This is a genomic window from Micromonospora coriariae (assembly GCF_900091455.1).
Taxonomy (GTDB): domain Bacteria; phylum Actinomycetota; class Actinomycetes; order Mycobacteriales; family Micromonosporaceae; genus Micromonospora; species Micromonospora coriariae.
The window spans coordinates 1,187,140-1,212,182 of record NZ_LT607412.1 but is presented as its reverse complement, the minus strand read 5'-3'; the positions used below and the strand labels follow the sequence as shown (position 1 = coordinate 1,212,182).

At 72.4% G+C, this 25,043-nt stretch carries 24 protein-coding genes; 20 read left to right on the top strand and 4 right to left on the bottom strand.

Annotation, left to right across the window (positions count from 1 at the left end; translation table 11 throughout):
* Nucleotides 1-23: 23 nt before the first annotated feature.
* The 12 genes from GA0070607_RS05610 to dapB all read left to right on the top strand — a co-directional run bounded on the left by GA0070607_RS05610 (nucleotide 24) and on the right by dapB (nucleotide 11,994).
* Nucleotides 24-320, top strand: a complete 297-nt coding sequence (locus tag GA0070607_RS05610; RefSeq protein ID WP_089017215.1) for a DUF503 domain-containing protein — start codon at nucleotides 24-26, stop codon at nucleotides 318-320.
* 126 nt (nucleotides 321-446) lie between these two features.
* Nucleotides 447-938, top strand: coding sequence for a 30S ribosome-binding factor RbfA (rbfA, locus tag GA0070607_RS05605; protein WP_089017214.1), 492 nt, complete (start codon nucleotides 447-449; stop codon nucleotides 936-938).
* Nucleotides 935-1,993 carry a DHH family phosphoesterase gene (locus GA0070607_RS05600; protein ID WP_089017213.1) on the top strand — a complete coding sequence of 353 codons (1,059 nt, stop codon included), beginning with the start codon at nucleotides 935-937 and terminating at the stop codon, nucleotides 1,991-1,993. Before rbfA ends, GA0070607_RS05600 begins: the two co-directional genes overlap by 4 nt.
* A 137-nt stretch (nucleotides 1,994-2,130) precedes the next feature.
* Nucleotides 2,131-2,538, top strand: coding sequence for a hypothetical protein (locus tag GA0070607_RS05595; RefSeq protein ID WP_089017212.1), 408 nt, complete (start codon nucleotides 2,131-2,133; stop codon nucleotides 2,536-2,538).
* Nucleotides 2,538-2,747 (top strand): DUF6186 family protein, encoded by a 210-nt coding sequence (locus GA0070607_RS05590; protein WP_172899163.1) that lies wholly within the window; start codon nucleotides 2,538-2,540, stop codon nucleotides 2,745-2,747. Before GA0070607_RS05595 ends, GA0070607_RS05590 begins: the two co-directional genes overlap by 1 nt.
* Nucleotides 2,748-3,288: 541 nt before the next feature.
* Nucleotides 3,289-4,602, top strand: a complete 1,314-nt coding sequence (locus GA0070607_RS05585; RefSeq protein WP_089017210.1) for an MATE family efflux transporter — start codon at nucleotides 3,289-3,291, stop codon at nucleotides 4,600-4,602.
* Nucleotides 4,603-4,657: 55 nt separating this feature from the next.
* Nucleotides 4,658-5,542 carry a tRNA pseudouridine(55) synthase TruB gene (gene truB / locus GA0070607_RS05580; protein ID WP_089017209.1) on the top strand — a complete coding sequence of 295 codons (885 nt, stop codon included), beginning with the start codon at nucleotides 4,658-4,660 and terminating at the stop codon, nucleotides 5,540-5,542.
* Nucleotides 5,543-5,634: 92 nt separating this feature from the next.
* A complete protein-coding gene (locus tag GA0070607_RS05575; protein ID WP_089017208.1) occupies nucleotides 5,635-6,564 on the top strand; it encodes a bifunctional riboflavin kinase/FAD synthetase in 930 nt (309 codons plus the stop codon).
* A gap of 200 nt (nucleotides 6,565-6,764) precedes the next feature.
* Nucleotides 6,765-7,034 (top strand): 30S ribosomal protein S15, encoded by a 270-nt coding sequence (gene rpsO, locus GA0070607_RS05570; RefSeq protein ID WP_074317913.1) that lies wholly within the window; start codon nucleotides 6,765-6,767, stop codon nucleotides 7,032-7,034.
* Nucleotides 7,035-7,260: 226 nt separating this feature from the next.
* Nucleotides 7,261-9,657, top strand: a complete 2,397-nt coding sequence (locus GA0070607_RS05565) for a polyribonucleotide nucleotidyltransferase (RefSeq protein ID WP_089017207.1) — start codon at nucleotides 7,261-7,263, stop codon at nucleotides 9,655-9,657.
* A gap of 48 nt (nucleotides 9,658-9,705) precedes the next feature.
* Nucleotides 9,706-11,103, top strand: a complete 1,398-nt coding sequence (locus GA0070607_RS05560; RefSeq protein WP_089017206.1) for a M16 family metallopeptidase — start codon at nucleotides 9,706-9,708, stop codon at nucleotides 11,101-11,103.
* Nucleotides 11,104-11,220: 117 nt separating this feature from the next.
* Nucleotides 11,221-11,994, top strand: coding sequence for a 4-hydroxy-tetrahydrodipicolinate reductase (gene dapB / locus GA0070607_RS05555; RefSeq protein ID WP_089017205.1), 774 nt, complete (start codon nucleotides 11,221-11,223; stop codon nucleotides 11,992-11,994).
* 134 nt (nucleotides 11,995-12,128) lie between these two features.
* Here the strand turns inward: dapB and GA0070607_RS05550 are convergent, their stop codons facing one another.
* Nucleotides 12,129-14,237 carry an amylo-alpha-1,6-glucosidase gene (locus GA0070607_RS05550; protein WP_089021678.1) on the bottom strand — a complete coding sequence of 703 codons (2,109 nt, stop codon included), beginning with the start codon at nucleotides 14,235-14,237 and terminating at the stop codon, nucleotides 12,129-12,131.
* Nucleotides 14,238-14,383: 146 nt separating this feature from the next.
* On the opposite strand from GA0070607_RS05550, the gene GA0070607_RS05545 reads away from it, so the two are divergent.
* The 4 genes from GA0070607_RS05545 to GA0070607_RS05530 all read left to right on the top strand — a co-directional run bounded on the left by GA0070607_RS05545 (nucleotide 14,384) and on the right by GA0070607_RS05530 (nucleotide 18,754).
* On the top strand, nucleotides 14,384-15,373 hold the full coding sequence (locus GA0070607_RS05545; protein ID WP_089017204.1) for a LacI family DNA-binding transcriptional regulator: 990 nt from the start codon (nucleotides 14,384-14,386) through the stop codon (nucleotides 15,371-15,373).
* A gap of 25 nt (nucleotides 15,374-15,398) precedes the next feature.
* The gene (locus GA0070607_RS05540; RefSeq protein WP_089017203.1) at nucleotides 15,399-16,649 is read left to right on the top strand and encodes a sugar ABC transporter substrate-binding protein; all 1,251 of its coding nucleotides are present in this window, start codon (nucleotides 15,399-15,401) and stop codon (nucleotides 16,647-16,649) included.
* Nucleotides 16,650-16,737: 88 nt separating this feature from the next.
* The gene (locus GA0070607_RS05535) at nucleotides 16,738-17,859 is read left to right on the top strand and encodes a carbohydrate ABC transporter permease (protein ID WP_089017202.1); all 1,122 of its coding nucleotides are present in this window, start codon (nucleotides 16,738-16,740) and stop codon (nucleotides 17,857-17,859) included.
* 1 nt (nucleotide 17,860) lies between these two features.
* On the top strand, nucleotides 17,861-18,754 hold the full coding sequence (locus tag GA0070607_RS05530; RefSeq protein ID WP_089017201.1) for a carbohydrate ABC transporter permease: 894 nt from the start codon (nucleotides 17,861-17,863) through the stop codon (nucleotides 18,752-18,754).
* A 17-nt stretch (nucleotides 18,755-18,771) separates the two neighbouring features.
* Here the strand turns inward: GA0070607_RS05530 and GA0070607_RS05525 are convergent, their stop codons facing one another.
* On the bottom strand, nucleotides 18,772-19,740 hold the full coding sequence (locus tag GA0070607_RS05525) for a sigma-70 family RNA polymerase sigma factor (RefSeq protein WP_089017200.1): 969 nt from the start codon (nucleotides 19,738-19,740) through the stop codon (nucleotides 18,772-18,774).
* Nucleotides 19,741-19,829: 89 nt separating this feature from the next.
* Nucleotides 19,830-20,426, bottom strand: coding sequence for a GNAT family N-acetyltransferase (locus tag GA0070607_RS05520; protein ID WP_089017199.1), 597 nt, complete (start codon nucleotides 20,424-20,426; stop codon nucleotides 19,830-19,832).
* A gap of 35 nt (nucleotides 20,427-20,461) precedes the next feature.
* Between GA0070607_RS05520 and GA0070607_RS05515 the strand changes: the two genes are divergently transcribed.
* Nucleotides 20,462-21,736, top strand: a complete 1,275-nt coding sequence (locus GA0070607_RS05515) for a glycosyltransferase family 87 protein (protein ID WP_089017198.1) — start codon at nucleotides 20,462-20,464, stop codon at nucleotides 21,734-21,736.
* Here the strand turns inward: GA0070607_RS05515 and GA0070607_RS05510 are convergent.
* The gene (locus tag GA0070607_RS05510; protein WP_089017197.1) at nucleotides 21,635-22,186 is read right to left on the bottom strand and encodes a GNAT family N-acetyltransferase; all 552 of its coding nucleotides are present in this window, start codon (nucleotides 22,184-22,186) and stop codon (nucleotides 21,635-21,637) included. The genes GA0070607_RS05515 and GA0070607_RS05510 overlap by 102 nt on opposite strands.
* Before the next feature lie 80 nt (nucleotides 22,187-22,266).
* Between GA0070607_RS05510 and GA0070607_RS05505 the strand changes: the two genes are divergently transcribed.
* From GA0070607_RS05505 to thyX, 3 genes are all read left to right on the top strand, one after another.
* The gene (locus GA0070607_RS05505) at nucleotides 22,267-23,496 is read left to right on the top strand and encodes a winged helix-turn-helix domain-containing protein (RefSeq protein WP_089017196.1); all 1,230 of its coding nucleotides are present in this window, start codon (nucleotides 22,267-22,269) and stop codon (nucleotides 23,494-23,496) included.
* Nucleotides 23,486-24,043, top strand: a complete 558-nt coding sequence (locus tag GA0070607_RS05500) for a DUF2752 domain-containing protein (protein WP_089017195.1) — start codon at nucleotides 23,486-23,488, stop codon at nucleotides 24,041-24,043. Before GA0070607_RS05505 ends, GA0070607_RS05500 begins: the two co-directional genes overlap by 11 nt.
* A 214-nt stretch (nucleotides 24,044-24,257) precedes the next feature.
* Complete coding sequence (gene thyX / locus GA0070607_RS05495; protein ID WP_089021677.1) at nucleotides 24,258-24,998, top strand: FAD-dependent thymidylate synthase; 741 nt, start codon at nucleotides 24,258-24,260, stop codon at nucleotides 24,996-24,998.
* Nucleotides 24,999-25,043: the final 45 nt, after the last annotated feature.

Below are 25,043 nucleotides of genomic sequence, written 5' to 3'. Positions count from 1 at the left end.
GGTTGGCGGTATCGTCCGGGGCGATGTTCACCGGAACCGCGGTCTTCGACCTGCTGCTGCCGGGCGACTCCCGGTCGCTCAAAGCCAAGAGATCATATGTACGGCCGATCGTGGCGGCGCTGCGCCGCTTCGAGGTGTCGGCCGCCGAGGTGGGAGCGCTCGACCTGCACGGTCGAGCGCAGATAGCGGTGGCCGTGGTGGCCGCCGAGGCGGCGCACGTCCGCGAGGTGCTGGATTCCTGCGAGCACCTGGTAGCCGGTCGCCCCGAGGTCGAGCTGCTGTCGGTCCGGCGCCGGTTGTACGGCGCGGAGGACGACTGACCAGGGTGCCGGCTGCGCCGGGCGGCCCGGCCGGTCGCGAAGGTAATGTTCGAGATGTTGGCCGGTCGGCCGGCGGCCCGCGGGTCGCCGTGTCGGCCGGGAGCAGGACGCCGTGGAGGTGGCGAGATGTCTGATCCGGCCAAGGTACGCCGGCACGCGGAACGGGTGCGTGAGCTGGTCGCGTCGGTGGTGCGGAGCCAGATCAAGGACCCGCGGCTCGGCATGATCACGATCACCGACGCCCGGATCACGGCGGACCTGCGCGACGCGACGGTCTTCTACACGGTGCTCGGGGACGCGGTGGCCCAGGCGGACACCGCGGCGGCGCTGGAGAGCGCCAAGGGGCTGCTGCGCAGCACCGTCGGCAAGGCGCTGGGGCTGCGGCACTCGCCGACTCTCACCTTCGTCCTCGACGACGTGCAGGATCAGGTGAAGCACATCGACGACCTGCTCGCCGCGGCCCGCAACGCGGACGCCGAGGTGCAGCGGCTCGCCGCCCAGGCGAAGTACGCGGGCGAGGCGCAGCCGTACCGGGTCGACGAGGAGTCGGACGAGACCGACGAGACTGACGAGCGCACCGAGGTCCCGGAGAACCCCCGGGGTGGGGAAGCGCGGTGACCGGCTCCGCCGGTCCCCAACTCGCCACGGCGGTCGGTGCCGGCCCCACCCAGGCGGACTGGGCGGCGGCCGAGGCGCTGGTGCGCGCCCTTCCGCCGACCGGCCGGGTGCTGCTGATCTGTCACGTCAACCCGGACGGCGACGCGCTGGGCAGCATGCTCGGCTTCGGCCTGGGCCTGCGTCAGCTCGGCGTACCGCACCTGCAGGCGACCTTTCCCGGGCCGCCGGAGGTGCCCGAGCCGTTCCGCGGAATGCCCGGGTTGGACCTGCTCGTCCCGGCCAGCGCCGCGGATCCCGACCCGGACCTGGTGATCTGCTTCGACGCGGCGAGCGAGTCGCGCCTCGGTGAGCTGGTCGGGCGGTTGTCGTCCGCGGGCGCCGCGCTGGTGCTCGACCACCACGCCTCAAACACCGGTTTCGGCACGGTCAACCTGGTCGACCCGGCCGCCGCGGCGACCTCGGTGGTGGCCGAGCACCTGCTGGCCCGGCTCGGCGTGGTGGTGGACCGGGCCATCGCGGAGTGCCTCTACGTGGCACTGACCACGGACACCGGCTCGTTCCGGTTCGAGGCGACCACCCCGGCCGTGCACCAGCTGGCCGCGCGGCTGCTGGCCACCGGCATCTCACCGGGTGACATCTCCCGGCGGGTCTTCGACACCCGCCCCTTCGGCGCGGTCCGGCTCTTCGGCGAGGTGCTGGGCCGGGCCCGGCTGGAGCCGGCCGAGGCCGACGGCCGGGGCCTGGTGTGGACCTTCGCCACCCTGGACGACCTGGCCCGTCACGACCAGCGGCCGTACGTGCTGGAGGCCTTGATCGACTCGGTGCGGTGCACCGCCGAGGCGGACGTGAGCTGCGTGCTGAAGCAGACCACGCCCGGCGAGTGGGCCGTGTCGATGCGCAGCAAGGGCGCGGTCGACGTCAGCCGGGTGGCGGTCGAGCTGGGCGGTGGTGGCCACCGGTTCGCGGCCGGGTTCACCGGTCGGGGCACAGTGGAGCAGGTGGTCGAGGCGATCCGCGGCCAGTTGGACGCGGCACTGATCCGCGCCGGCGACTGACCGGGGCACCCTGCGCCGCCGGGTGTCGCACACCCGGTGCGCGGCCCCACCACCGCCCGCTGTCCAGGGGGAGATCAGGGTCAACTCCGGGGAGTGTTGGTCTTCCCGCGTTTGGTTGGACCGGGAAGAATTGCGGGATGGAGCAGCCGCACGACCTCACCATGGAAGCCCCCCGCGCCTGGGACCGGCCTGCCGTCTCCGTACCGGTCCTGGTCTGCCTGTCGCTCGTCGGTGGCCGGTTCGCGTCGTTCTCCACCGAGGCCAACCTCTACACCCTCGGCACCGGCGGGGTGCTGATCTGGCTCGGTCTGAGCAACCGGGTGCCCCGTCGTCCGGCGCCGCGCCGGCTGGGCGCGGGCGCGGCCTGGTGGGCGTTGCCGGTCGTGGTCTTCGGCGTCTTCGAAGGCGTCACCTTCGTGCTGGCGGTGGGCGACGACTTCCCCACCTTCTCCCGGCTGGCCGATCCCCTGCTGGAGGACCAGCTGACCCGGTCGGCGGCCTGGTTCGCCTGGCTGGGCGCGTTCTGGGGGTTGGTGCGGCGATGATGCGGGCGCTCGCGATCGGCGGCTTCCTCACCGCGCTGGCCCTCTTCGGCCTGGTCGAGTGGTTGGCCCGGCGGGAGGGCTCCAGGATCCCCACGCTGGGCGAGGTCTGCGCGTACGTGATGCGCTACGAGGTCGGCCCGGTGCCGGTGGGCCGGATCGGTCTGTTCGGCTTCTGGTGGTGGCTGGGCTGGCACTTCCTAGCCCGCTGAGCCGGGTTCCGGGCTGTCCAGATGGCGGGAACCCGAAGCAGTATGTGGACCTGAACGATAGCTTGGGAGACGGCCGACACCGCGTCGCGGTGCAGGTCACGGGCGGTGGTGCCACACCTCGTGCCGCCTCCCTCCAGGGTCGGACCGACCCGGGCTCACGCCGCCCAGCCGGCTGCTCCGGTAACCCCGGACCGCCGTGGGGCGCTCAGCACGACCGCCCGTGAGGGCCGCCGCGTCCCGGTGGCTCGCACCCTGGAAGGAGCGCCACCATGCCGAACAAGCCCAAGCCGGAGACCACTGACGACGCCCGCGAGCAGGCCCGCCGCGCGCTGCAGACGTCGATGGACACCCGTCAGTGACCCGACCCGTCCGGCGGTGACGCCGCCGACGACCTCTGTCCACGGCGTCACCGCCCGATCGGCCCCGTCCCGTCCGGGCCGCGCCACGCACTGGTCCCGCACCGCGGGGTAGCGCCGGCCATCGCCGGTAAGTGCTGGCCATCCTTGCGATCCTTACCGAGCTCGTGACAGGATCGCCGGCGATGGACACCAGCACGCTAGCCGCGTCCCCCCGGCGGATCGCCGGCCTCGCCCTGCCAGCCCTCGTGGTGCTGGCCGCCGAACCGCTCTACGTGCTGGTCGACACGGCAGTGGTCGGTCACCTCGGCCGGGTGCCGCTGGCCGCGCTCGCCGTCGGCGGCACAGTCATGACGCTCACCGCGTGGCTCGGCACCGTGGTCGCGTACGGCACCACCGGGCGTTCGGCCCGCCGTTTCGGCGCCGGCGACCGGGCCGCGGCGGTGGCCGAGGGCGTCCAGTCGTCCTGGCTGGCGTTCGGCGTCGGACTCTTGGTCGCCGTCGGCATGCAGATCGGCGGGGGCGCGCTGGCACGTACCCTCGCCGGAGGTGGCGGCGAGGTGGCCGACGCCGCCGCGCAGTGGCTTCGGATCGCGGCGCTCGGCGCTCCCGGCCTGCTGCTCGCCGCCGCCGGCAACGGCTGGCTGCGTGGCGTGCAGGACACCCGCCGCCCGCTCGTCTTCGTGCTCGGCCCCAACCTGCTCTCCGCGCTGCTCTGCCCGCTGCTGGTCTATCCCGCCGGGCTCGGCCTGGTGGGTTCAGCCGTGGCGAACGTGATCGCGCAGACGCTCGCCGGGGTGCTCTTCGCCGCCGCGCTGGTCGCCGAGCGGGTGTCGCTGCGACCCCGACCCCGGCTGATCCGCCAGCAGTTGGTGCTCAGCCGGGACCTGCTGATCCGCGGCGTGGCGTTCCAGGCCAGCTTCCTCTCCGCGACCGCCGTCGCCGCCCGCTTCGGCGCCGCCGCCGTCGGCGCCCACCAGATCGCGCTCCAACTCTGGTTCTTCACCGCGCTGGTGCTCGACGCGCTGGCCATCGCCGCGCAGTCCCTGGTGGGCGCCGCGCTCGGTGCCGGCGACGAGGCGGGCGCACGGGCGCTGGCCCGCCGGATCGGGCTGCTCGGCGGTGTCTGCGGTGTCGGCTTCGCGCTGCTGATCGCCGCCGGCGCCGGCGTGGTGCCGTCGTGGTTCAGCTCCGACCCCGAGGTACGCCAGCAGGCCATGGTGGCCTGGCCCTGGTTCGTCGCCATGCAGCCGTTGGCCGGAGTGGTGTTCGCGCTCGACGGCGTGCTGATCGGCGCCGGCGACGTGCGTTACCTGCGCAACCTCACCATCGTGGCGGCGCTCGGCGGCTTCCTGCCGGCGATCTGGCTGGCGTACGGGCTCGAGCTGGGGCTGGGCGGCATCTGGGCCGGGCTCACCCTGTTCGTGGTGATCCGGCTGGTCGCCCTGCTGCTGCGACTGCGCGACGGCCGCTGGGCCGTCGTCGGCGCGGTTCGTTGAGGCGGCGCCCGCCCACACACGCCGGCATCCGGGGCGTCTGGCAGGCTTGGGCGACGTGAGCACCGATGGTCTGATCGTGGTCGACAAATCCGGCGGCATGACGTCGCACGACGTGGTGGCGCGGATCCGCCGACTGGCGAAGACCCGGCGGGTCGGGCACGGCGGCACCCTCGACCCGATGGCCACCGGCGTCCTGGTGATCGGCGTGGGCCGGGCCACCCGGTTGCTGACCTACGTGATCGGCGCGGGCAAGAGCTACACCGGCACCATCCGGCTCGGCCAGGCCACCGTCACCGACGACGCCGAGGGTGACGTGATCGCCACCACGCCGGCCGGTCAGGTCACCGACGACGCGATCCGGGCCGCGCTGGGCGCGCTGAGCGGCGAGATCGACCAGGTGCCGAGTGCCGTCAGCGCCATCAAGATCGACGGGCAGCGGGCGTACAAGCGGGTGCGCGACGGAGAGAACGTCGAGCTGCCGGCGCGGCGAGTCACCATCTCCCGCCTGGAGGTGCTGGCGATCCGCCGCACCGAGCCGGACGTGGTGGACGTGGACGTGGACGTGACCTGCTCCTCCGGCACGTACATCCGGGCAATCGCCCGGGACGCGGGCCTGGCGCTCGGAGTCGGTGGGCATCTGACCGCGCTGCGCCGGACCGCTGTGGGCGGCTTCACCCTCGCCGAGGCGGCCACCCTCGACGAGCTGGAGAAGCGTGCACCGGACGTGGTCAACCTGCCGCTGGACGCAGCCGCCGACCGGTTCTTCCCGCGCCGGGAGGCCACGCCCGACGAGGCCCGGGTGCTCGCCCACGGCGGTTCTCTGGACCCGACCGGCCTCGCCGGGCCGTACGCCGTCTTCGGACCGGCCGGCGGACTGATCGCTATCGTCAGCGAGCGGGACGGTCGGGCCCGCGCGGAGATCGTGCTCGCCCCGGCCTGACGGCGGGCGCCGGCGCGGGGCGAGTGTTAACAAGGGGCCCTTCCTATACACGAGGCGTTAAGAAGGGGCCCTTCCTTACGGAGGGGAGCGGCATGCAGCGGTGGCGGGGTTACGACGCGGCGCCCGGCGGGTGGGGGCGCTCGGTCGTCACCATCGGCGTCTTCGACGGAGTGCACAAGGGGCACCAGGCGACCATCGGACATGCCGTGGCCCGGGCCCGGGAGCTGGGCGTGCAGTCCGTCGTGGTCACGTTCGACCCGCATCCGGCCGAGGTGGTCCGCCCCGGCTCGCATCCGGCCGTGCTCACCGAGCCGGCCCGCAAGGCCGAGCTGATCGAGGCGCTCGGCGTGGACGTGCTCTGCGTGGTGCCGTTCACCCCGGAGTTCTCCCGGCTGCCCGCCGAACAGTTCGTGCACGACATCCTGGTCGAGCACCTGCACGCGGCGCTCGTGGTGGTGGGCAGCAACTTCCGCTTCGGGCACCGGGCGGCTGGCGACGTGGCGCTGCTGGAGCGACTGGGCCGCACCTTCGGCTTCGGCGTGGAGGGCGGCCCGCTGGTCGCCGAGGACGGCACAGTCTTCTCCTCGACGTACATCCGCTCCTGCGTCGACGCGGGCGACGTGGGCACGGCGGCGGCCGCGCTGGGCCGCCCGCACCGGCTGGAGGGCGTGGTGGTCCGCGGTGACCAGCGAGGGCGGGAACTGGGCTTCCCCACCGCCAACCTGCTCTGCCACCGGTACGCGGCGGTGCCCGCCGACGGGGTGTACGCGGCCCGGCTGATCCGCCGCGGGCAGCGCGAGCCGCTGATGGCGGCGGTGTCGGTGGGCACCAACCCGACCTTCTCCGGGCGGGAGCGTCGGGTGGAGGCGTACGCGCTGGACTTCGACGGTGACCTCTACGGCGAGCGGCTGGCCCTGGACTTCGTGGCCCACCTGCGGGGACAGATCCGGTACGACTCGATCGAGCCGTTGATCGCGCAGATGGAACAGGACGTCGAGCGCACCCGGCGCGCTCTGGGCTGATTTTCCCGAGCGACGCAGCCGCTTGCCGAGGCCCTTGACCGGGTGCTACCGGCGGGTGCTGGTAGTCTGGCGGAAACGTCGGGTGACCGGCGTGGGGCCTCGCGTGCCTGCTCGACGCCGCGGGTGCGAGGTACCGGTCCGTTCCCGGTCCATCGGGACGACGGACACCTACTTGATCAACCCACCGAAACAGGGAGAACATGGCGCTCGACCAGGAAGCCAAGGCCACGATCCGCGCGGAGTACGCGACCGCCGAGGGCGACACCGGTTCGCCGGAGGTCCAGGTCGCGGTCCTCACCAAGCGGATCGCTGAGCTGACCGAGCACCTGAAGGTGCACAAGCACGACCACCACAGCCGCCGTGGGCTGCTGCTGCTGGTCGGCCGGCGCCGTCGGCTGCTCAACTACGTCCAGAAGAAGGACATTGCCCGCTACCGGTCGCTCATCGAGCGGCTCGGCCTGCGCCGGTGACGTGACGGGGGAGTGGCCGACCGGCCGCTCCCCCGATCGGCGTCCCACCTGAAGAACACGGGCCGCGCGACCACCCGACAGGGAGCCGGTCAGCGTACCGGTCTCCGGTAGTGGCCCCCGGGAATCCCGGCATCATGCCGGCCACCCGGGCGCTTCGATCGAAGACCGGCCGGCTGAGCAGTTCCCCGTGTCGTGGGGCCCACGACGCGAAGGAGCACTACAGCACATGACCGAGACCAACCTCGGCACCGAATCCCGCACCGCCGTGATCGACAACGGGTCCTTCGGCACCCGTGAGATCACCTTCTCCACCGGTCGGCTGGCTCGCCAGGCCGCCGGTTCCGTCATCGCCCAGCTGGGCGAGACGGTCGTTCTCTCCGCCACCACCGCCGGTAAGCACCCGAAGGAGCAGTTCGACTTCTTCCCGCTGACCGTCGACGTCGAGGAGCGGATGTACGCCGCGGGCCGGATTCCCGGCTCGTTCTTCCGCCGTGAGGGCCGGCCCAGCGAGGACGCCATCCTCACCTGCCGGCTGATCGACCGGCCGCTGCGCCCGTCGTTCGTCAAGGGCCTGCGCAACGAGGTCCAGGTCGTCGAGACCGTCCTCGCGCTCGACCCGCAGCACCCGTACGACGTGGTGGCCATCAACGCCGCCTCGATGTCGACCAAGCTCTCCGGCCTGCCGTTCTCCGGCCCGATCGGTGCGACCCGGGTCGCGCACATCGACGGCCAGTGGGTCGCCTTCCCGACCCTGGAGGAGCTGGCCCGCGCCACCTTCGACATGGTCGTGGCCGGCCGCACGCTGCCGGACGGCGACGTCGCCATCATGATGGTCGAGGCCGAGGCCACGCCGAACGCCGTCGCCCTGATCTCGGCCGGTGCCACCGCACCGACCGAGGAGATCGTGGCCAGCGGTCTGGAGGCCGCGAAGCCGGCGATCCGCGAGCTGTGCCGCGCGCAGAGCGAGCTGGCCGAGGTCGCCGCCAAGCCGGTCACCGAGTTCCCCGTCTTCCTGGACTACCAGGACGACGTGTACGACGCGGTCGCCGAGCTGGCCCGCACCGAGGTGGCCGAGGCGATCACCATCGCCGGCAAGGCCGACCGCGAGGAGGCCCTGGACCGGGTCAAGGCCCGGGTCGCCGAGGAGCTGGGTGGTCGGTTCGAGGGGCGGGAGAAGGAGCTCAGCGCTGCCTTCCGCTCGCTGACCAAGTCCGAGGTGCGCAACCGCGTGCTGCGGGAGCAGGTCCGCATGGACGGCCGCGGCCCGCGGGACATCCGCCCGCTGACCGCCGAGGTCGGCGTGCTGCCCCGGGTGCACGGTTCGGCGCTGTTCGAGCGGGGCGAGACCCAGATCCTGGGCGTCACCACGCTGAACATGCTCCGCATGGAGCAGATGGTGGACACGCTGTCCCCCGAGAACCGCAAGCGCTACATGCACAACTACAACTTCCCGCCGTACTCGACAGGTGAGACCGGCCGGGTCGGCTCGCCGAAGCGGCGCGAGATCGGCCACGGTGCGCTCGCCGAGCGGGCGCTGATCCCGGTGCTGCCGTCGCGCGAGGAGTTCCCGTACGCCATCCGGCAGGTCTCCGAGGCGCTCGGCTCCAACGGCTCCACCTCGATGGGTTCGGTCTGCGCCTCGACGCTGGGCCTGCTCAGCGCCGGTGTGCCGCTGAAGGCGCCGGTGGCCGGCATCGCGATGGGGCTCATCTCGGACGAGGTGGACGGCAAGACCCAGTACGTGACGCTGACCGACATCCTCGGTGCCGAGGACGCGTTCGGCGACATGGACTTCAAGGTCGCCGGCACGCCGGAGTTCGTGACAGCGCTCCAGCTCGACACCAAGCTCGACGGCATCCCGTCGGACGTGCTGGCCGCCGCGCTGCAGCAGGCGAACGAGGCCCGGCAGATCATCCTCGGGGTCATGAAGGCGGCGATCGAGGCTCCGGCCGAGATGTCCGACTACGCGCCGCGGGTCACCACCGTCAAGATCCCGGTCGACAAGATCGGCATGGTGATCGGCCCGAAGGGGCAGACCATCAACGCGATCCAGGACGAGACCGGCGCCGAGATCTCCATCGAGGACGACGGCACGATCTACGTCGGCGCCACCAACGGCCCGTCGGCCCAGGCGGCCGTCGACCGGATCAACGGGATCGCCAACCCGACCCTGCCCAAGCAGGGCGAGCGCTTCCTCGGCACGGTGGTCAAGACCGCCGCGTTCGGGGCGTTCATCTCGCTGCTGCCGGGCCGTGACGGCCTGCTGCACATCTCCAAGGTGGGCGACGGCAAGCGGGTCGAGCGTGTTGAGGACTTCCTCAACGTCGGCGACCGGGTCGAGGTCGAGATCGCGGACATCGACGCCCGCGGCAAGATCTACCTGGACAAGGTCCGCCCGGAGGGCGCCGAGGCTCCGGCCGCCGGTGAGGCCGCCGGTGGCGACCGGCCGGCCAGCCGGGACCGGGGCGACCGTGGCCCGCGTGACCGGGGCGACCGCGAGCGTGGCGGCGACCGGGGCGGCCGTGGCCCGGAGCGCGGCGACCGTGGCGAGGGTGGCGGCAACGGCGGCGGCGAGGGTGGCGAGGGCGGCGAGCGTCCGCGTCGCCGGACCCGGCACAGCTGACCCACCGCACATCGCATCACCCACCCCTCGTCGAACCGGGAGCAGTACGTGAGTCGGGCCTTCAGTGCGCCGTTTCCACCGGATCGACGGGGGGTGGCCGCGTCCCGGGACACCGGGGCGGGCCGCTCCGGCGGCACCGCCCGGGCGGTGACCCGGACGCTCAGCGACGACCCGCTGGGCGGCACGGTACGACGTACCATGCTGCCCAGCGGCCTGCGCGTGCTCACCGAGGCGATCCCGGCCATGCGCAGCGTCTCCTTCGGCGTCTGGGTGGCGGTGGGCTCCCGGGACGAGACCGGCCCACAGGCCGGTGCCGCGCACTTCCTGGAGCACCTGCTCTTCAAGGGCACCCACAAGCGCACCGCCCTGGAGATCTCCTCGCAGATCGAGGCGGTGGGTGGCGAGACGAACGCCTTCACCACGAAGGAATACACCTGCTACTACGCCCGCGTGCTGGACGAGGACCTGCCGCTGGCGATCGACGTGATGTGCGACCTGGTCGCCGACTCGCTGCTGGAGCCGGCCGACGTGGAGACCGAGCGCGGCGTGATCCTCGAAGAGATCGCCATGCACGACGACGAGCCGGGTGACGAGGTGCACGACCTCTTCGCCCGCGCCGTCTACGGTGACCACCCGCTGGGCCGACTGATCTCCGGCACCGAGGAGACCGTCACGCCGATGACCCGGCGGCAGATCCAGAGCTTCTACCGGCGCCGTTACACCGCGCCGCAGATCGTCATCGCCGCCGCCGGCAACCTCGACCACGCCGCGGTGGTCAAGCTGGTCCGCCAGGCGGTGCGCGGCACCCCGCTGGACAGCGACGCGGCGACGCCGGCGCCGCACCGTAAGGCCACCCCTGCGGTACGGACCCGGCCGGCGACCACCCTGGTGGAGCCGAAGGAGACCGAGCAGGCGCACGTCATCCTCGGCTGCCCCGGCATCGATCGCGTCGACGAGCGGCGCTTCGCCCTCGGGGTGCTCAACAACGTGCTCGGCGGCGGCATGTCCAGCCGACTGTTCCAGGAGATCCGCGAGCAGCGCGGTCTGGCGTACTCGGTCTACTCGTACGCCAGCCAGTACGCTGACAGCGGCCTGTTCGCCGTCTACGCCGGTTGCGCCCCGGGCAAGGTGGACGAGGTGCTGGCCCTGACCCGCGCCGAGCTGGCCCGGGTGGCCGCCGAAGGGCTGACCGAGGCCGAGGTGGCCCGGGGCAAGGGGATGAGCAAGGGCTCGTTCGTGCTCGGCCTGGAGGACACCGGTTCCCGGATGAGCCGGCTGGCCAAGGGGGAGCTGCTCTACGGCGACCTGATGCCGGTGGACGAGCTGCTCCGGCGGGTCGACGAGGTCACCGTGGCGGACGTGAACGCCCTCGCCGCGGAGCTGCTCGGCCGGCCGATGTCGCTGGCCGTGGTCGGCCCGTTCGGCGCCTCCGACTTCGTCGCCTGAGGGGCTGCCGCGCCCGGTTGGCGGTCGGTTCCGTCGCTGACGGGGCGACGTCCCGGACAGTGGCGCGGATCCGGTCCGGCCGGGAGCCGGCGTCCCGATTGGGATAGGTTGTGCCCCGTGACTGACGAGCAGGAGAGAACCTCCGCCGAGCCGGTGCGGGTCGGTGTCCTGGGTGCCCGGGGCCGGATGGGCATCGAGGTGTGCAAGGCGGTCGACGCCGCCGACGACCTGGAGCTCGTGGCGATGGTCGACCAGGGTGACGGGCTCTTCGCCGCGTCCGACGCCGGCGCCGAGGTGGTCGTCGACTTCACCACGCCGGACGTCGTCATGGACAACCTGCACTGGTGCATCGACCAGGGCATCAACGCGGTGGTCGGCACCACGGGCTTCACCGAGCAGCGGCTGGACCGGGTGCGCGGCTGGCTGGCCCGCAAGCCGGGGGTGGGTGTGGTGATCGCACCGAACTTCGGCATCGGCGCGGTGCTGATGATGCAGTTCGCCGCGCGGGCCGCCCGGCACTTCGAGTCCGTCGAGATCATCGAGCAGCACCACCCGCGCAAGCTGGACGCCCCGAGCGGCACGGCCACGCACACCGCCCGGCAGATCGCCCGGGCCCGTGCCGAGGCCGGCCTCGGCCCGGTCCCGGACGCCACCAGGGACGAGGTGCCGGGCGCGCGGGGCGCCGAGATCGACGGGGTACGCGTACACGCCGTGCGCGCCACCGGGCTCGTCGCCCACCAGGAGGTGCTCTTCGGCACCACCGGCGAGACGCTGACCATCCGGCACGACTCGTACGACCGGGCGTCGTTCATGCCGGGTGTGCTGCTGGCCGTACGCGCGGTGCGCAACCGCCCCGGTCTCACCGTCGGCCTGGACACCCTGCTCGACTGACCGCACCACCCTGCCCCCGCCCCACCCCGCCCCGCCCTGTTGATCATGAAGTTATTGCCACGACACGCCGCGGCGGATGACAACAACTTCATGATCAACGGAGTGACAGTGGACCGGGGGACCGGGGGTGGGGTTTAGTGGGGGGTTGAGGTGGTGGGGCGGCGTTGGGTGGGGACGGTGGGGGTTGGGGTCAGGGTGGTGGGGAGGCCGGTGATGATGGGGTGGCCGGTCCGGCCGACGGAGATGTCCACTGAGGTGCCGGCGAGGCGGAACCCACTGACCGTGAGTGCGCCCAGCTCGGCTCCGGCCAGCGGCGCCAGCCGGACCGTGCCGCCGGGCACGTCGGGGTAGAGCCCGGTGGCGGCCTGGAGCAGCAGCACGGCGCTGGCCGCGGCCCAGGCCTGCGGCCGGCACGCCGCCGGGTACGGCACCGGGCGGTTCACCAGTGAACGGTCGTCGCCGCCGTACAGCTCGGGCAGCCGGTAGTCGAACGCCTCGGCCGCGGCGAGCAACCCTTCGGCCAGGCCGAGCGCGGCGTCCCGGTGCCCGGCGCGGGCCAGCCCGGCCAGCACGATCGCCGTGTCGTGGGTCCAGATCGAACCGCAGTGGTACGACAGCGGGCTGAATCCGGCGTCGTCGGTGGACATGGTCCGCAGCCCGAAGCCACCGGCCAGCGTGTCGGTGGTGAGCAGGCGGGCGACCTGGTCCTCCTCGTCGCCGGTTAGCAGGCCGGTGCCGAGCAGGTGACCGATGTTGCTCGTCAGTGAGTCGACCGGCCGCTTGTCCCGGTCCAGGGCCAGTGCGGGCTGCGGGCCGTACCGGCCGTCGACCCAGAAGCTGTCCCGGAACCGGCGGGCCAGCGCGGCCGCGTGCGCACGCCAGCGGTCCCCGCCCGGGCGGCCGAAGGCGTCCAGCAGCGCGGCGCCGTTCACCGCCGCCTCGTGCGCGTACCCCTGCACCTCGGCCAGCACGATCGGCGCGGTGGCCAGCGAGCCGTCGTGGAACCGGACGGCGTCGCCGGAGTCCTTCCAGCCCTGATTGGACAGGCCGTGTCCGGTGGTGTCGATGTACTCGACCAGGCCGTCGCCGTCCGGGTCGGCGTGCTCGCCGAGCCAGCGCAGCGCCGCCTCCAGGTGCGGCAGCAGCGGCTCGATCTGCTCGACCGGCAGGCCCCAGCGCCAGGCGTCGTGCAGCAGATTGACCCAGAGCATGGTGGCGTCGACTGTGCCGTAGTAGGCCGGCGGCAGGCGCAGCCCGCCGTCGGGCAGCGCGAACTCGTGGCGGCGCAGCTCGTGCAGGATCTTGCCGGGGCCCTCGCCGGTGGCCGGGTCGACCCGGGTGCCCTGTCGTCGGGCGAGCACCCGCAGGGTGCCGGCGGCCAGGTCGGTGCCGAGCGGCAGCATCATCCGGGCGGCCCAGAGGCTGTCCCGGCCGAACAGGGTGAGGAACCAGGGCACCCCGGCGCCGAGGAAGACGTCGCCTGGTGCGCCGGTCTCGGCCAGTCGCAGCCCGCGCAGGTCGTCGAGGCTGCGGTCGAGCAGCCGGACCAGCCGCCGGTCGTCCGCGGTCACCTTCGGCCGGGACCAGTCCGGCTCGCCGGCCGGGCCGATGACTACGGCACGTGGGTCCTCGACGGTGAGGTGCCAGCGCAGCACCGTCTCGCCGCCGGGGGGCAGCTCGACCGGCCAGGCCAGCCGGGGTGCGGTGATCCGTTCGCCGGTGGCGAGCACATCGGCGCCCGCGCCGGTGACGGTGACCGTGATTCCCTCTGTCGACCAGGTGAGCACGCCGGGCTGTCCGGTCTTGGCTTCCAGTGCTGCCGCGGCACCACCGGACTTGACCACCTCGATGGGTGCCAGGTCGCAGGCGAGGTCGACGCTGACTGTGGCGCGTACCGGCACGGTGGCGGTGGAGACGACCCGCAGTTCCTCGGTGAGGCCGTCGCGGGTGGCCCGGCGGAGCCGGTCGACCCGGACGGTGGGGTCGGGCACGGGGTCGCCGAGCCAGCGCGCCAGGCTCACGAAGCGGGCGCCGTGCGGGCCGTCTCCGCCGTGGGTCAGTCCTTCCAGCTCGCGGTCGTCGACCCGTAGCTCGGCCTGGGAGAGCACCCTGGCGTCGGCGTGGAAGACGCCCTGGACGCCGGTCGGGCGGATCTGTCCGGTCGCGTCCCCCAGTGCGCTGGTCGGGGCGAGGACCACCCCCACCAACTCGTGCAGGAGGGGTTGCAGCTGGCGTTCGATCACGGTGTGGCTCCAGATCATCGGGGTGCGGGGCGGACGTCTTGACAACGCGGCCCCTGGCGGTGCAAAGTGCGAAACATTCCAGAAACTTGAACGATCTAATCCTGCCTTATCCGAATTGGATCGTTCAAGATGGCGAGAGGTATTTAGTGGCCGAAAAGGTGACCATCGCGACGGTGGCCCGGCACGCCCGAGTGAGCCGCCAGACGGTGTCCAACGTGCTCAACGCCCCGCACATCGTGCGGGAGGAGACCCGGCTACGGGTCCAGGACGCGATCCGCGCGCTCGGCTACCGGGCCAACCAGGCCGCCCGGCAGATGCGCACCGGCCGGTCCCGGCTGATCGCCGCACGGATCGAGCCGACCCGCGACGGCATCAACGGCTCGGTGCTCGACCGATTCCTGCACGGCCTCACCGAGACCGCCGACGCCGCCGGCTACCGCGTGCTGCTCTACACCGCCACCGACGACGAGCGGGAGATCGCGACGTACGACGACCTGCTGGGCACGTACGAGCTGGACGCGTTCGTGCTCGTCGGCACCAAGTACGGCGACCCGCGTACCGCCTGGCTCGCCGGCCGGGACGTGCCGTTCGTGACCTTCGGCCGGCCGTGGGACGCGCTCGACGCCCACCCCTGGGTCGACGTCGACGGCGCAGCCGGCACGGCCCAGGCCACCCGGCACCTGCTGGCGTCCGGGCACCGGCGGATCGCGTTCCTCGGTTGGCCGCTCGGCTCCGGCGTCGGCGACGACCGCCGGGCCGGCTGGCGTGACGCGCTGCGCGCCGCCGGCATCGACCCGACCGGGCTGCACCGGGAGACCGAGGACGGCATCGCCGAGGGGGAGCGGCTGATGCGCGACCTGCTCGTCACCGTGGCACCGACCGCCGTGGTCTGTGCCAGCGACTCGCTCGCCCTCGGCGCCCTCCAGGCGATCCGCGGCGTCGACCCGCCCGTGTCGGTGATCGGCTTCGACGACACCCCGGTGGCCGCCGCGGTCGGGCTGGCCAGCGTCAGCCAACCGCTCGGCGAGGCCGCCGCCCGCTGCGTGGACCTGCTCACCGGCGTCCTGGACGGCAACCACGAGACCCCCACCCACGTGCTGCTCCAGCCCGCGCTGGCGCTCCGGCACACCGCGTAGTCCCTTCCCCCACCAGGAGAAACCCATGGCATCTCGAACCCTCACCCGGGCGGCGGTGGCCGGCCTCGCCGCCGTCGCCCTCCTCGGCTCCGCGGCCTGCGGCAGTGGCTTCGACGACTCCTCCGGCGACGCCACCCAGTCCAGCGGCCCGGCCAGCCTGCAGATCCTGATCGGCTCCTCCGGCGAGGCCGAGACCAAGGCCGTCCAGGACGCCGCGGCGAAGTGGGCCGGCAGCTCCGGCAACACCGCCACGGTCACCCCGGCGCAGGACCTCACCCAGCAGCTCGGCCAGGCCCTCGCCGGCGGCACCCCGCCGGACGTCTTCTACGTCGACGCGGCGCGGTTCGCCGACTACGCCAGCGTCGGCGCCCTGGAGCCGTACGGCGACAAGGTCAGCAACCCGGACGACTTCTACGAGAGCCTGCGCACCGCCTTCACCTACGACGGCAAGCTCTACTGCGCGCCCAAGGACTTCTCCACCCTGGCCCTGCAGATCAACACCGACCTGTGGGCCAAGGCCGGGCTGACCGACGCCGACGTGCCGACCACCTGGGACCAGCTCACCGCGACCGCCCAGAAGATCAAGGCCAAGGGGCAGGTCCCGCTGGCCCTCGGTGACACCCGCGACCGGATCGGCGCCTTCATGGTGCAGAACGGCGGCTGGCTGATGAGCAAGGACGGCAAGCAGGCCACCGCCGACACCCCGGAGAACCTGGCCGCCCTCCAGTACGTCAAGACCATGCTGACCACGGGCCTCGCCAAGTACCCGAAGCAGCTCGACGCCGGCTGGTCCGGTGAGGCGTTCGGCAAGGGCAAGGCCGTGATGACCATCGAGGGCAACTGGATCAAGGGCGCCCTGCAGAACGACTTCCCGAACATCAAGTACAAGATCGTCCCGCTGCCGGCCGGCGCGAAGGGCCCGGGCACGCTCTCCTTCACCCAGTGCTGGGGCATCGCGGCCAAGAGCAAGTACAAGGACCAGGCGATCAAGTTCGTCGAGGCGATGACCAGCGGTGAGCAGCAGATGAGCTTCGCCAAGGCGTTCGGCGTGATGCCGTCCCGGCAGTCGGTGCGCGACCAGTACACCAGCGCCTTCCCGGCGGACAAGCCGTTCATCGACGGCGCCGCGTACGCGCAGGGCCCGGTGAACGCCCCGAAGATGGACAGCGTCCTCTCCGACCTGGACACCAGCCTGCAGGGCCTGGCCAACGGCGACCCGAAGACGGTGCTGCAGAACTTCGACAAGAACGCGAAGGCAGCGCTCGGCACCAGCTGAGGCGTTAGGAAGGGTCCCTTCTTATACACCAGGCGATAACAAGGGGCCCTTCCTTCCACCGTCGGCCCGAGTAAGGGAGGGAGGGGAGATGGCAACCGAGACACTGAACGCCGTGGCGACCGAGCCGGGGAAGAGTCCCCGTCGGCGCTGGGGCGGCGTCCGCAGCAACGAGAACGTCGCCGGATGGCTCTTCGTCGCGCCGGTGATCGTCATTCTGGGGCTGTTCCTGCTGCTGCCGATCCTGATGGCGCTCTGGGTCAGCCTGACCGACTGGAACGGCCAGGGCAGCCCGTTCACCGGCGACGTGCCGTTCGTCGGCGGGCACAACTACACCCAGTTGTTCACCGAGGACGGGCTGGCCCGCCGCGACTTCATGACCAGCATCCGCAACAACATCTACTACGTGGCGATCGTGGTACCGGCGCAGACCGTGCTCGCGCTCGGGCTGGCGCTGGTCGTCAACAACCGGATGCTCAAGGGCAAGAGCTTCTTCCGCAGCGCCTTCTACTTCCCCTCGGTCACCAGCTCGGTGGCGATCAGCGTGGTGTTCCTGTTCCTGTTCGCCAACTCGGGCGCGGTCAACGCGCTGCTCAGCGTCCTGGGCATCGACGGACCGGAGTGGTTCGCCGACTCGCGGGGCGTGCTGCACCTGCTGTTCGGCGCGGTCGGCGTCGATTCGCCCCCGGCGGCGCTGGCCGACGGTGGGCCGTTCGGGCTGAGCTGGTGGGACTGGCTGGCCGGACCCAGCGTGGCGATGATGTCGATCATCACGCTGGTGGTCTGGACCACCTCCGGCACCTTCATGCTGATGTTCCTGGCCGGCCTGCAGAACGTGCCGGTGGCGCTGGAGGAGGCGAGCACCCTCGACGGCGCGTCCCGGTGGCAGCGGTTCCGCCACGTCACCCTGCCGCTGATCAGGCCGACCACCTTCCTGGTGCTCACCCTCGGCCTGATCGGCTCCTGGCAGGTCTTCGACCAGGTGTACGTGATGAGCCAGGGAGACCCGGCCAAGACCACGCTCACCCCGGCCTACCTGTCGTACCGGACCGCCTTCCGGGACTTCGACTACGGCTCCGGCGCGGCGATCTCCTTCGTCCTGTTCCTGATCATCATCGTGCTCACGCTGATCCAGCGCCGGGCGCTGGCCGAGCGGGACACCGACCGGCCGCGACGCGGCTGGCGGCTCCGGCGCGTACCGGAGAGGTCCTGAGATGGCCGTGCTGACCCACCGCCCGGCGGCGGCGCCCGCGCCCGTGCGGCGCGACCAGCGCGCGGCCCGCGCCCTGGCCACCCGCTTCCTGGGGTACGCGACGCTGATCTTCTTCGGGCTGGTGTTCCTCTACCCGTTCGTCATCCAGATCGGCAATTCGCTCAAGACCGAGCCCGACGCGGCGGCCAACCCGCTCTCGCCGTTCCCGGACCCACTCACGCTTGCCGGCTTCGAGCGGATCTTCGCCGGCACCAACTTCCCGCTCTGGCTGGGCAACTCACTGCTGGTGACGGTGCTCGTCACCCTCGGTCGGGTGTTCTTCGACTCGCTCGCGGGGTACGCGCTGGCCCGGCTGCGGTTCCGGGGGCGCCGTGGGCTGTTCGCCGCGGTCATCGCGGTGATGGCGGTGCCCGGAGTGGTGCTGCTGATCCCGAAGTTCCTGGTCCTCAACCAGCTCGGCCTCTACAACAGCTACGCGGGTCTGGTGGTGCCGCTGCTGGCCGACGCGGCGGGCGTGTTCATCATGAAGCAGTTCTTCGAGTCGATCCCGTTGAGCGTGGAGGAGGCCGCCCGGATCGACGGGGCGAGCATCTTCCGCACCTTCTGGTCGGTGGTGCTTCCCATGGCGAAACCGGCGCTGATCACCCTGACCATCCTGTCGTTCCAGGGCTCCTGGAACGAGTTTCCGCACAGCCTCGTGTCGGTGCAGGACCCGGACCTGTTCACGCTGCCGCGTGGGCTGGCCGACCTGGTCAGCGGCTCGCTGGGCAAGGGCACCCAGTATCCGCTCAAGCTGGGCGCGGCGCTGCTGGCCACCATCCCCGTCGCGATCATCTTCGTGGTGTTCCAGCGGTACTTCGTCAGGGATGCCAACGACGGCTCGGACAAGGGCTGACCCGGCCGGCCTCCTGCTCACGGATCGAGACGGGCGGGCAGGCCGAAGCGCGGAAAGAGCCCCGGGTCGAGGTAGTGGGTGAGCCGGGTGATCCGGCCACCGGCGACGTCCAGCAGCTGGATCGAGAACGGTCGGTGCCCGCCCGCCGGGTCGGGCCGGTACTGGGCCAGGGCGGGACCGCCGTTGGCCGCCACCCGGATCAGTCGGGAACCCCGGCAACCGGCCCCCGGCCCGGCCAGCCAGCGGCCGATGTCGCCCGCACCGCGCAACCACATCCGGTACGGCGGCATGCTCTGGACGGCGTCGGCGCGCAGCAGACCCACCAGGGCGTCGATGTCGTAGCGCTCGAAGACCTGCACGTAGCGGTCGAGCAGGTCGCGGTGCTCCCGATCCAACGGCCGGCCCGGAGCGTCACCGACCCGGTCGGCCAGCGTGGCCCGGGCTCGTTGCAGCGCGCTGTTGACCGCGGCCACGGTGGTGTCGAGCAGGCCGGCGACCTCCTCGGCCCGCCAGCGCAGCACGTCCCGCAGGATCAGCACCGCGCGCTGCCGGGCCGGCAGGTGCTGGAGCGCGGTCACGAACGCCAACCGGACCGACTCGCGGAGCACAGTCAGGTCGGCCGGGTCTGCCGCCGGCAGGACCGCCGCGTCCGGGGCGGGCTCCACCCAGCCGGTCTCGGGACCGCCCAGCGCCGTGGCCACCGGCGACGACGGATCGCCGAGGTCCATAGGCAGGGCCCGGCGCCGGCGACCGCGCAGGAGGTCCAGGCAGACGTTGGTGGCGATCCGGTAGAGCCAGGTGCGCGGGCTGGACCGGCCGTCGAAGCCGTCCCACCCCCGCCAGGCCCGCAGCAGCGTCTCCTGCACAGCGTCCTCGGCGTCGTACGGCGAGCCGAGCATCCGGTAGCAGTAACCGGTCAGCTCGACCCGGAACTCCTCCAGCCGGCCGTCGGTCGGCGCCGTCACCGGCACGGTCGCTGCGCTCATGAGGCCGACGGTAGGCGACCCGTCTGACATCGGCACGCGCGACGGCCCGGACGCGCCGCCCCGACCCACCGCCCCGAGCGGATCGCCCGTCAGTCGCCGGGCTGGTCGTCGGCCGGCACCTTCTCGGCCGGGACGGCCACGTGCAGGCGCACCTGGGGCACCAGCATGTCGTCGACGTCCAGCGCGCGGGCCGCGCCGTCGGGCTCCCAGCCGGTGCTCGTGAGGAACTTACGGGTCGCCTCGTCGCCCTCGAAGGCCCACGCCACCGCCCGGCTCAGCCCGTCCTCCCGCCACAGGTCGACGGCGGCGGCGAGCAGCCGACTGCCGTGCCCACGCCGACCCCAGCGGGGCTCGACCAGCAGGTCGGTCACCGCCGCCACGTCCGGGCCGAGGGCTTCGGCCGGCTCGCCCGGGGCCAGCGCCTCGGCGTCGGCCGGGCCGGAGGCGACGAACCCCACCAGATACGATTGCTCGGCCTGTTCGACGGCGACCAGCACCCGGTGCGCGCCCGAGGGCGGCTCCTGCACCGCGGCGCTCCACCGCCGGGCGAGGAACGCCTCGTCCAGGTTGTCGAGCACGTGCCGAGGCAGGATCCGGCGGTACGCGACCCGCCAGGTCGCGAGCTGGATGCGTGCGATCTCGCCGGCGTCCTCGGGACGCGCCGGGCGGACGTACCCGAGAGCCATGGGACGGAAGCCTACGCAGGGCCAGGGAGGCGACGGTGGCGCAGGGTGCCAAAAGGACGGCCGCGCAGGTCGTCGGGGTGGTCGTGCTCGCCGCGGCGGTCACCGCGTTCCTCGCCGTCGCCGCCGTCCGGCACGGATTCTTCGACCTGAAGGTCTACTACGGCGCGTTGACGTGGTGGGTGCACGACGGCGGCGAGATCTACGACTACCTCAAGCCGGGCACCCAGTACGGCTTCACCTATCCGCCGTTCGCCGCGCTGGCCATGCTGCCGATGGCCTACCTGCCGTGGACGGCCGCGATCGTGGTGAGCGTGCTCGCCAGCGTGGTCACCACCACGGTGCTGATCTGGTGGCTGGTCGACCCGATCGCCCGCCGGGCCGGCTGGACCCGGTGGTTCGCCCTCGCCGTGGCGCTCTGCCTGGCCGCCGCGTTCGAGCCGATGCGGGAGACGGTCAACTTCGGGCAGGTCAACACGCTGCTGCTCTTCCTGGTCGCGGTGGATCTTCTGCGGCTGTTGCCCGCCGGCAACCGGTGGGCCGGGGTGGGCATCGGGTTGGCGACAGCGATCAAGCTCACCCCGGGCATCTTCATCGTCTACCTGCTGGTCACGGGGCGCTGGCGGGCGGCGCTCACCGCCAGCGGCACCGCCGCCGGGGTGTCACTGCTGGCCGGCGCGCTCTTCCCGGACGCCTCCCGGGAGTTCTGGACCGAGGCGCTGTGGAACACCGGTCGGGTGGGCGAGTTGGCGTTCGTCTCCAACCAGTCGCTGCGCGGGGTGGTCGCCCGGCTCGACCCGGAGCACCCGAGCACCCTGCTCTGGCTGCTGCTGGTGCTCGGCACCCTGGCGCTCTGGGCCTGGCGGTCCCGGGCGGCCGTCGCGACGGGCGACGAGGCGACCGGCCTGGCGCTGACCGGTGCGGTGATGTGCCTGGTCAGCCCGGTCACCTGGGTGCACCACCTGGTCTGGCTGCTGCCTGGGTTGATCCTGCTGGTCGACAACGCGATGGCCGCGCCGGCCGGTAACCGGCGGCGGGCCCTGCTGGCCGCGGCGACCGTCGGGTACGCGCTGCTGATCAGCCGGACCGTCTGGTTCTGGGAGAAGGACTTCACCGGTGTCGACGGCTTCCTGGGCGGCAACGCCTACGTCTGGATCAGCCTGGCGCTGCTGGCCTTCCTACCGGTGCGCCGGTGGCTGACCCCGGGCGGGTCAGCCGTCGAGCCGCCCGGCGTACCGCAGCTCGACCAGTCCGACGGGCGGGCGCCCACCGGCCAGCGGCACCTGGTAGGTCGACCGTTCACCGTCCGGTGACAACCCGGCCCGCTCGTAGAACCGGCGGGCCCGCCGGTTCTCCGCCAGGACCCACAGCCGGTAGCCGGTCCAGCCCCGCTCGACGAGCCCGGCCCGGGCGGCGGCCAGCAGCGCGGCGGCGGTGCCGTCGCCCCAGCACGCCGGCTCCACGTAGAGCGCCAGCACCTCGCCGACTGCCGGGTCCAGGTCGTCGCGGTCCTGGTTGCGGCGGTACGGCCCGAAGGTGGTGAAGCCGACCACCAGCCCGTCCACCTCGCCGAGCAGGGTGGTGAACGGATGCTCGGGGTCGGCCGTGGCGATGTCGCGGCGGCGCTGGGCCCAGGCCACCACGTTGAGCCGTCCGAGCACCTCGTCCGGCATGACGCCGGCATAACCCGCCTGCCAGCCGTGTACGTGCACCCGGGCGACCGCCTCGGCGTCGTCCGGCTCCTCCCGGCGGATGGTCAGCATTGCACCGTTCTATGCCCCGGTGACGGTCGGAGTCCAGCTTCCCGCACCGGCGTCGTACCGATGATTTAAGGTCGCCGACGATGGCCGCACCGGAATCACTCTCGCTCGCCCAGGCCCGGCGGGTGGCGCTCGCCGCCCAGGGCTTCGCCGACCCGGCGCCCACCGGGGTGCCCACGCGTCGGCATCTGCGCCGGGTCCTTGACCGGGTCGGGCTGATCCAGATGGATTCGGTAAACGTGCTGCAACGCGCGCACTACCTGCCGCTCTACAGCCGGCTCGGGCCCTATCCGACAACGCTGCTCGACCAGGCCGCCTACCGCCGCCCACGGGAGCTGTTCGAATACTGGGGCCACGAGGCGTCGCTGGTCCCGGTCGGGCTGCACCCGATGCTGCGCTGGCGGATGGCCCGGGCACGCAGCGAGTCCTGGGGTGGCATGCGGCGGATCGCCCAGGAGCAGCCGGAGCTGGTCGCCTGGGTGCGCGACGAGGTGGCCGCCCGCGGTCCGCTGACCGCCGCCGAGATCGAGCACGACGCGCCTCGGGAGACCGGCAACTGGGGGTGGAACTGGTCGGCGGTGAAGCGCGCGCTGGAATATCTGTTCTGGGCCGGCGAGGTGGCCGCCGCGGAGCGCAGCACCTCCTTCGCCCGCCGCTACGACCTGCCCGAGCGGGTGCTGCCCCCGGCGGTGCTGGCCGCGCCCACCCCGACCGACGCCGAGGCGTACCGCACGCTGGTGGCCCTTGCCGCCCGGTCGCTCGGGGTGGCCGCCGAGCCGGAGCTGCGCGACTACTTCCGGCTGCCGCTGGCCGGTGCCCGCCAGGCCGTCGCGGAGCTGGCCGAGGCGGGTGAGCTGGTGCCGGTCACCGTGCCGGGCTGGCGGCAGCCGGCCTGGCTGCACGCGAGCGCCCGGCTGCCGCGCTGGGTCCGGGGCAACACGCTGGTGAGCCCGTTCGACCCGCTCGTCTGGGAGCGGGGCCGCACCGAGCGGCTCTTCGACTTCACCTACCGCATCGAGATCTACGTCCCGGCGCCGCAGCGGGTCTACGGCTACTACGTGCTGCCGTTCCTGCAGGGCGACCGGTTCACCGCAAGGGTCGACCTGAAGGCCGACCGCAAGGCCGGGGTGCTGCTGGTTCCGGCCGCGTGGGTCGAGCCGGGCGCCGACCCGGGGGAGACCGCTGTGGCGCTCGCCGCCGAGCTGTACCGGCTCGCCGGCTGGCTCGGGCTGGACGCGGTGGCGCCGCCCACGGCCGGCGACCTGGCCGGTCCGCTCACCGCCGCGTTGGCCGGCGTGTCCGGTGTACCGTGAGCGCGTGACGAGCGCCCCCGGACCGGCCGACCAGCCGCAGCCCGCCCCCGCTGCGGTTGCCTGGCCGACGAGCCCGCCGGGTGGCTACCCGGCCCCTGAGCCGGACCGGCTCACCCGGTTCGTGCTGCGGCTCCACGAGCGCTCGCCGCGCTGGGCGGTGCCGCTGGCCGCGGTCGGCTGCGTCGCCGCCGGCATGGGCTACGCGTTGCTCAGCGACCCGACCCACGCCGACCCGGACGCGGCGCCGACCTGCCTGCTCAAGCTCACCACGGGCCTCGACTGTCCGGGTTGCGGAGGCACCCGTGCGCTCTGGTACGTGCTGCACGGCGACCTGCCGGCCGCCGCCCGGCACCACTTCCTCTTCATTTTCGCGCTGCCGTTCCTGGCGTACCTCTTCGTGGCCTGGGCGGGCAACCAGGCGTTCGGCTGGCGGCTGCCGGAGCTGCGGATCAGCTCCAAGGTCATCGGCGGCTTCCTGGCCGCGTGGCTCGCCTTCTCGGTGCTGCGAAACCTGCCCTGGGCGCCGTTCACCTCGCTCTACGTCTGACCCCGCCGCCCGAACGCGGCGATCTGCTGGTCGGCTGGTTCGCCGGCATGCGGTGTTCGGGCCCTTTGGAGCTGAGTCGTTGACGACATCACCGGCGGAGGCCGCGCTCCATCGATCCCACCGCCGCCAAGCCGTCGGGTGATCGACATTGCACGGGGCGCGCCTGAGTTGGGCTGAGAGGTGCCGCGCCACTACAGTCCCAGGCATGCCGGAGATGGTGCAGCCCCAGGTCAAGTTGATCGCGTGGACCCAGTTCACGGCCCCGGACGACGTGCCGTGGTCGACGGACGCGGAGGGTGGCCAGGCGCTCGCCGAGTTCGCCGGCCGGGCCTGCTACCAGTCGTGGAAGAAGCCGAACCCGGCGACCGCCACCAACGCCGGCTACCTCGCGCACATCCTGGAGGTCGGGCACCTCTCGGTGCTGGAGCACGGCTCGGTCACCTTCTACTTCACCGGGGTGTCCCGCTCCTTCACGCATGAGCTGATCCGGCACCGGCACTTCTCGTACTCGCAGCTCTCCCAGCGGTACGTTCCGGAGCGGGACGCGGCCATGGTCGAGCCGACGGTGATCGCCGACGACCCGGAGCTGCACAAGCGCTTCGTGGAGGCCGCCGAGGCGAGCGTGCGCGCGTACAACGAGCTGCTGGAGGGGCTGGAGCAGCGGTTCTCCGACGAGCCGAACCCGACGCTGCGCCGCAAGCAGGCCCGGCAGGCGGCCCGCGCGGTACTGCCCAACGCCACCGAGACCCGGATCGTGGTCACCGGCAACTACCGGGCGTGGCGGCACTTCATCGCGATGCGGGCCACCGAACAGGCTGACGTCGAGATCCGTGAGCTGGCCGTGGAGTGCCTGCGCCAGCTGCAGCGGGTCGCCCCGAACGTGTTCGCCGACTTCGTGATCTCCGCCTTGCCGGACGGCACCGAGGTGGCGGCCAGCCCGCACGAGGCGTCCTGAGGCCTTCCCCGGCAGGCCCCGGCTGGTCGTCCGCTAGGTTGGAGG

Excerpts from the sequence above, each read along its gene's own strand:
- GA0070607_RS05510 (WP_089017197.1), bottom strand. The coding sequence starts at position 22,186 with ATGCTGACCATCCGCCGGGAGGAGCCGGACGACGCCGAGGCGGTCGCC.
- GA0070607_RS05595 (WP_089017212.1), top strand. The coding sequence starts at position 2,131 with ATGGAGCAGCCGCACGACCTCACCATGGAAGCCCCCCGCGCCTGGGAC.
- GA0070607_RS05535 (WP_089017202.1), top strand. The coding sequence starts at position 16,738 with ATGGCAACCGAGACACTGAACGCCGTGGCGACCGAGCCGGGGAAGAGT.
- rbfA (WP_089017214.1), top strand. The coding sequence starts at position 447 with ATGTCTGATCCGGCCAAGGTACGCCGGCACGCGGAACGGGTGCGTGAG.
- GA0070607_RS05505 (WP_089017196.1), top strand. The coding sequence starts at position 22,267 with ATGGCCGCACCGGAATCACTCTCGCTCGCCCAGGCCCGGCGGGTGGCG.
- GA0070607_RS05530 (WP_089017201.1), top strand. The coding sequence starts at position 17,861 with ATGGCCGTGCTGACCCACCGCCCGGCGGCGGCGCCCGCGCCCGTGCGG.
- GA0070607_RS05575 (WP_089017208.1), top strand. The coding sequence starts at position 5,635 with ATGCAGCGGTGGCGGGGTTACGACGCGGCGCCCGGCGGGTGGGGGCGC.
- GA0070607_RS05520 (WP_089017199.1), bottom strand. The coding sequence starts at position 20,426 with ATGGCTCTCGGGTACGTCCGCCCGGCGCGTCCCGAGGACGCCGGCGAG.
- GA0070607_RS05610 (WP_089017215.1), top strand. The coding sequence starts at position 24 with ATGTTCACCGGAACCGCGGTCTTCGACCTGCTGCTGCCGGGCGACTCC.
- GA0070607_RS05525 (WP_089017200.1), bottom strand. The coding sequence starts at position 19,740 with ATGAGCGCAGCGACCGTGCCGGTGACGGCGCCGACCGACGGCCGGCTG.
- GA0070607_RS05565 (WP_089017207.1), top strand. The coding sequence starts at position 7,261 with ATGACCGAGACCAACCTCGGCACCGAATCCCGCACCGCCGTGATCGAC.
- GA0070607_RS05540 (WP_089017203.1), top strand. The coding sequence starts at position 15,399 with ATGGCATCTCGAACCCTCACCCGGGCGGCGGTGGCCGGCCTCGCCGCC.
- thyX (WP_089021677.1), top strand. The coding sequence starts at position 24,258 with ATGGTGCAGCCCCAGGTCAAGTTGATCGCGTGGACCCAGTTCACGGCC.
- GA0070607_RS05585 (WP_089017210.1), top strand. The coding sequence starts at position 3,289 with ATGGACACCAGCACGCTAGCCGCGTCCCCCCGGCGGATCGCCGGCCTC.
- rpsO (WP_074317913.1), top strand. The coding sequence starts at position 6,765 with ATGGCGCTCGACCAGGAAGCCAAGGCCACGATCCGCGCGGAGTACGCG.
- GA0070607_RS05590 (WP_172899163.1), top strand. The coding sequence starts at position 2,538 with ATGCGGGCGCTCGCGATCGGCGGCTTCCTCACCGCGCTGGCCCTCTTC.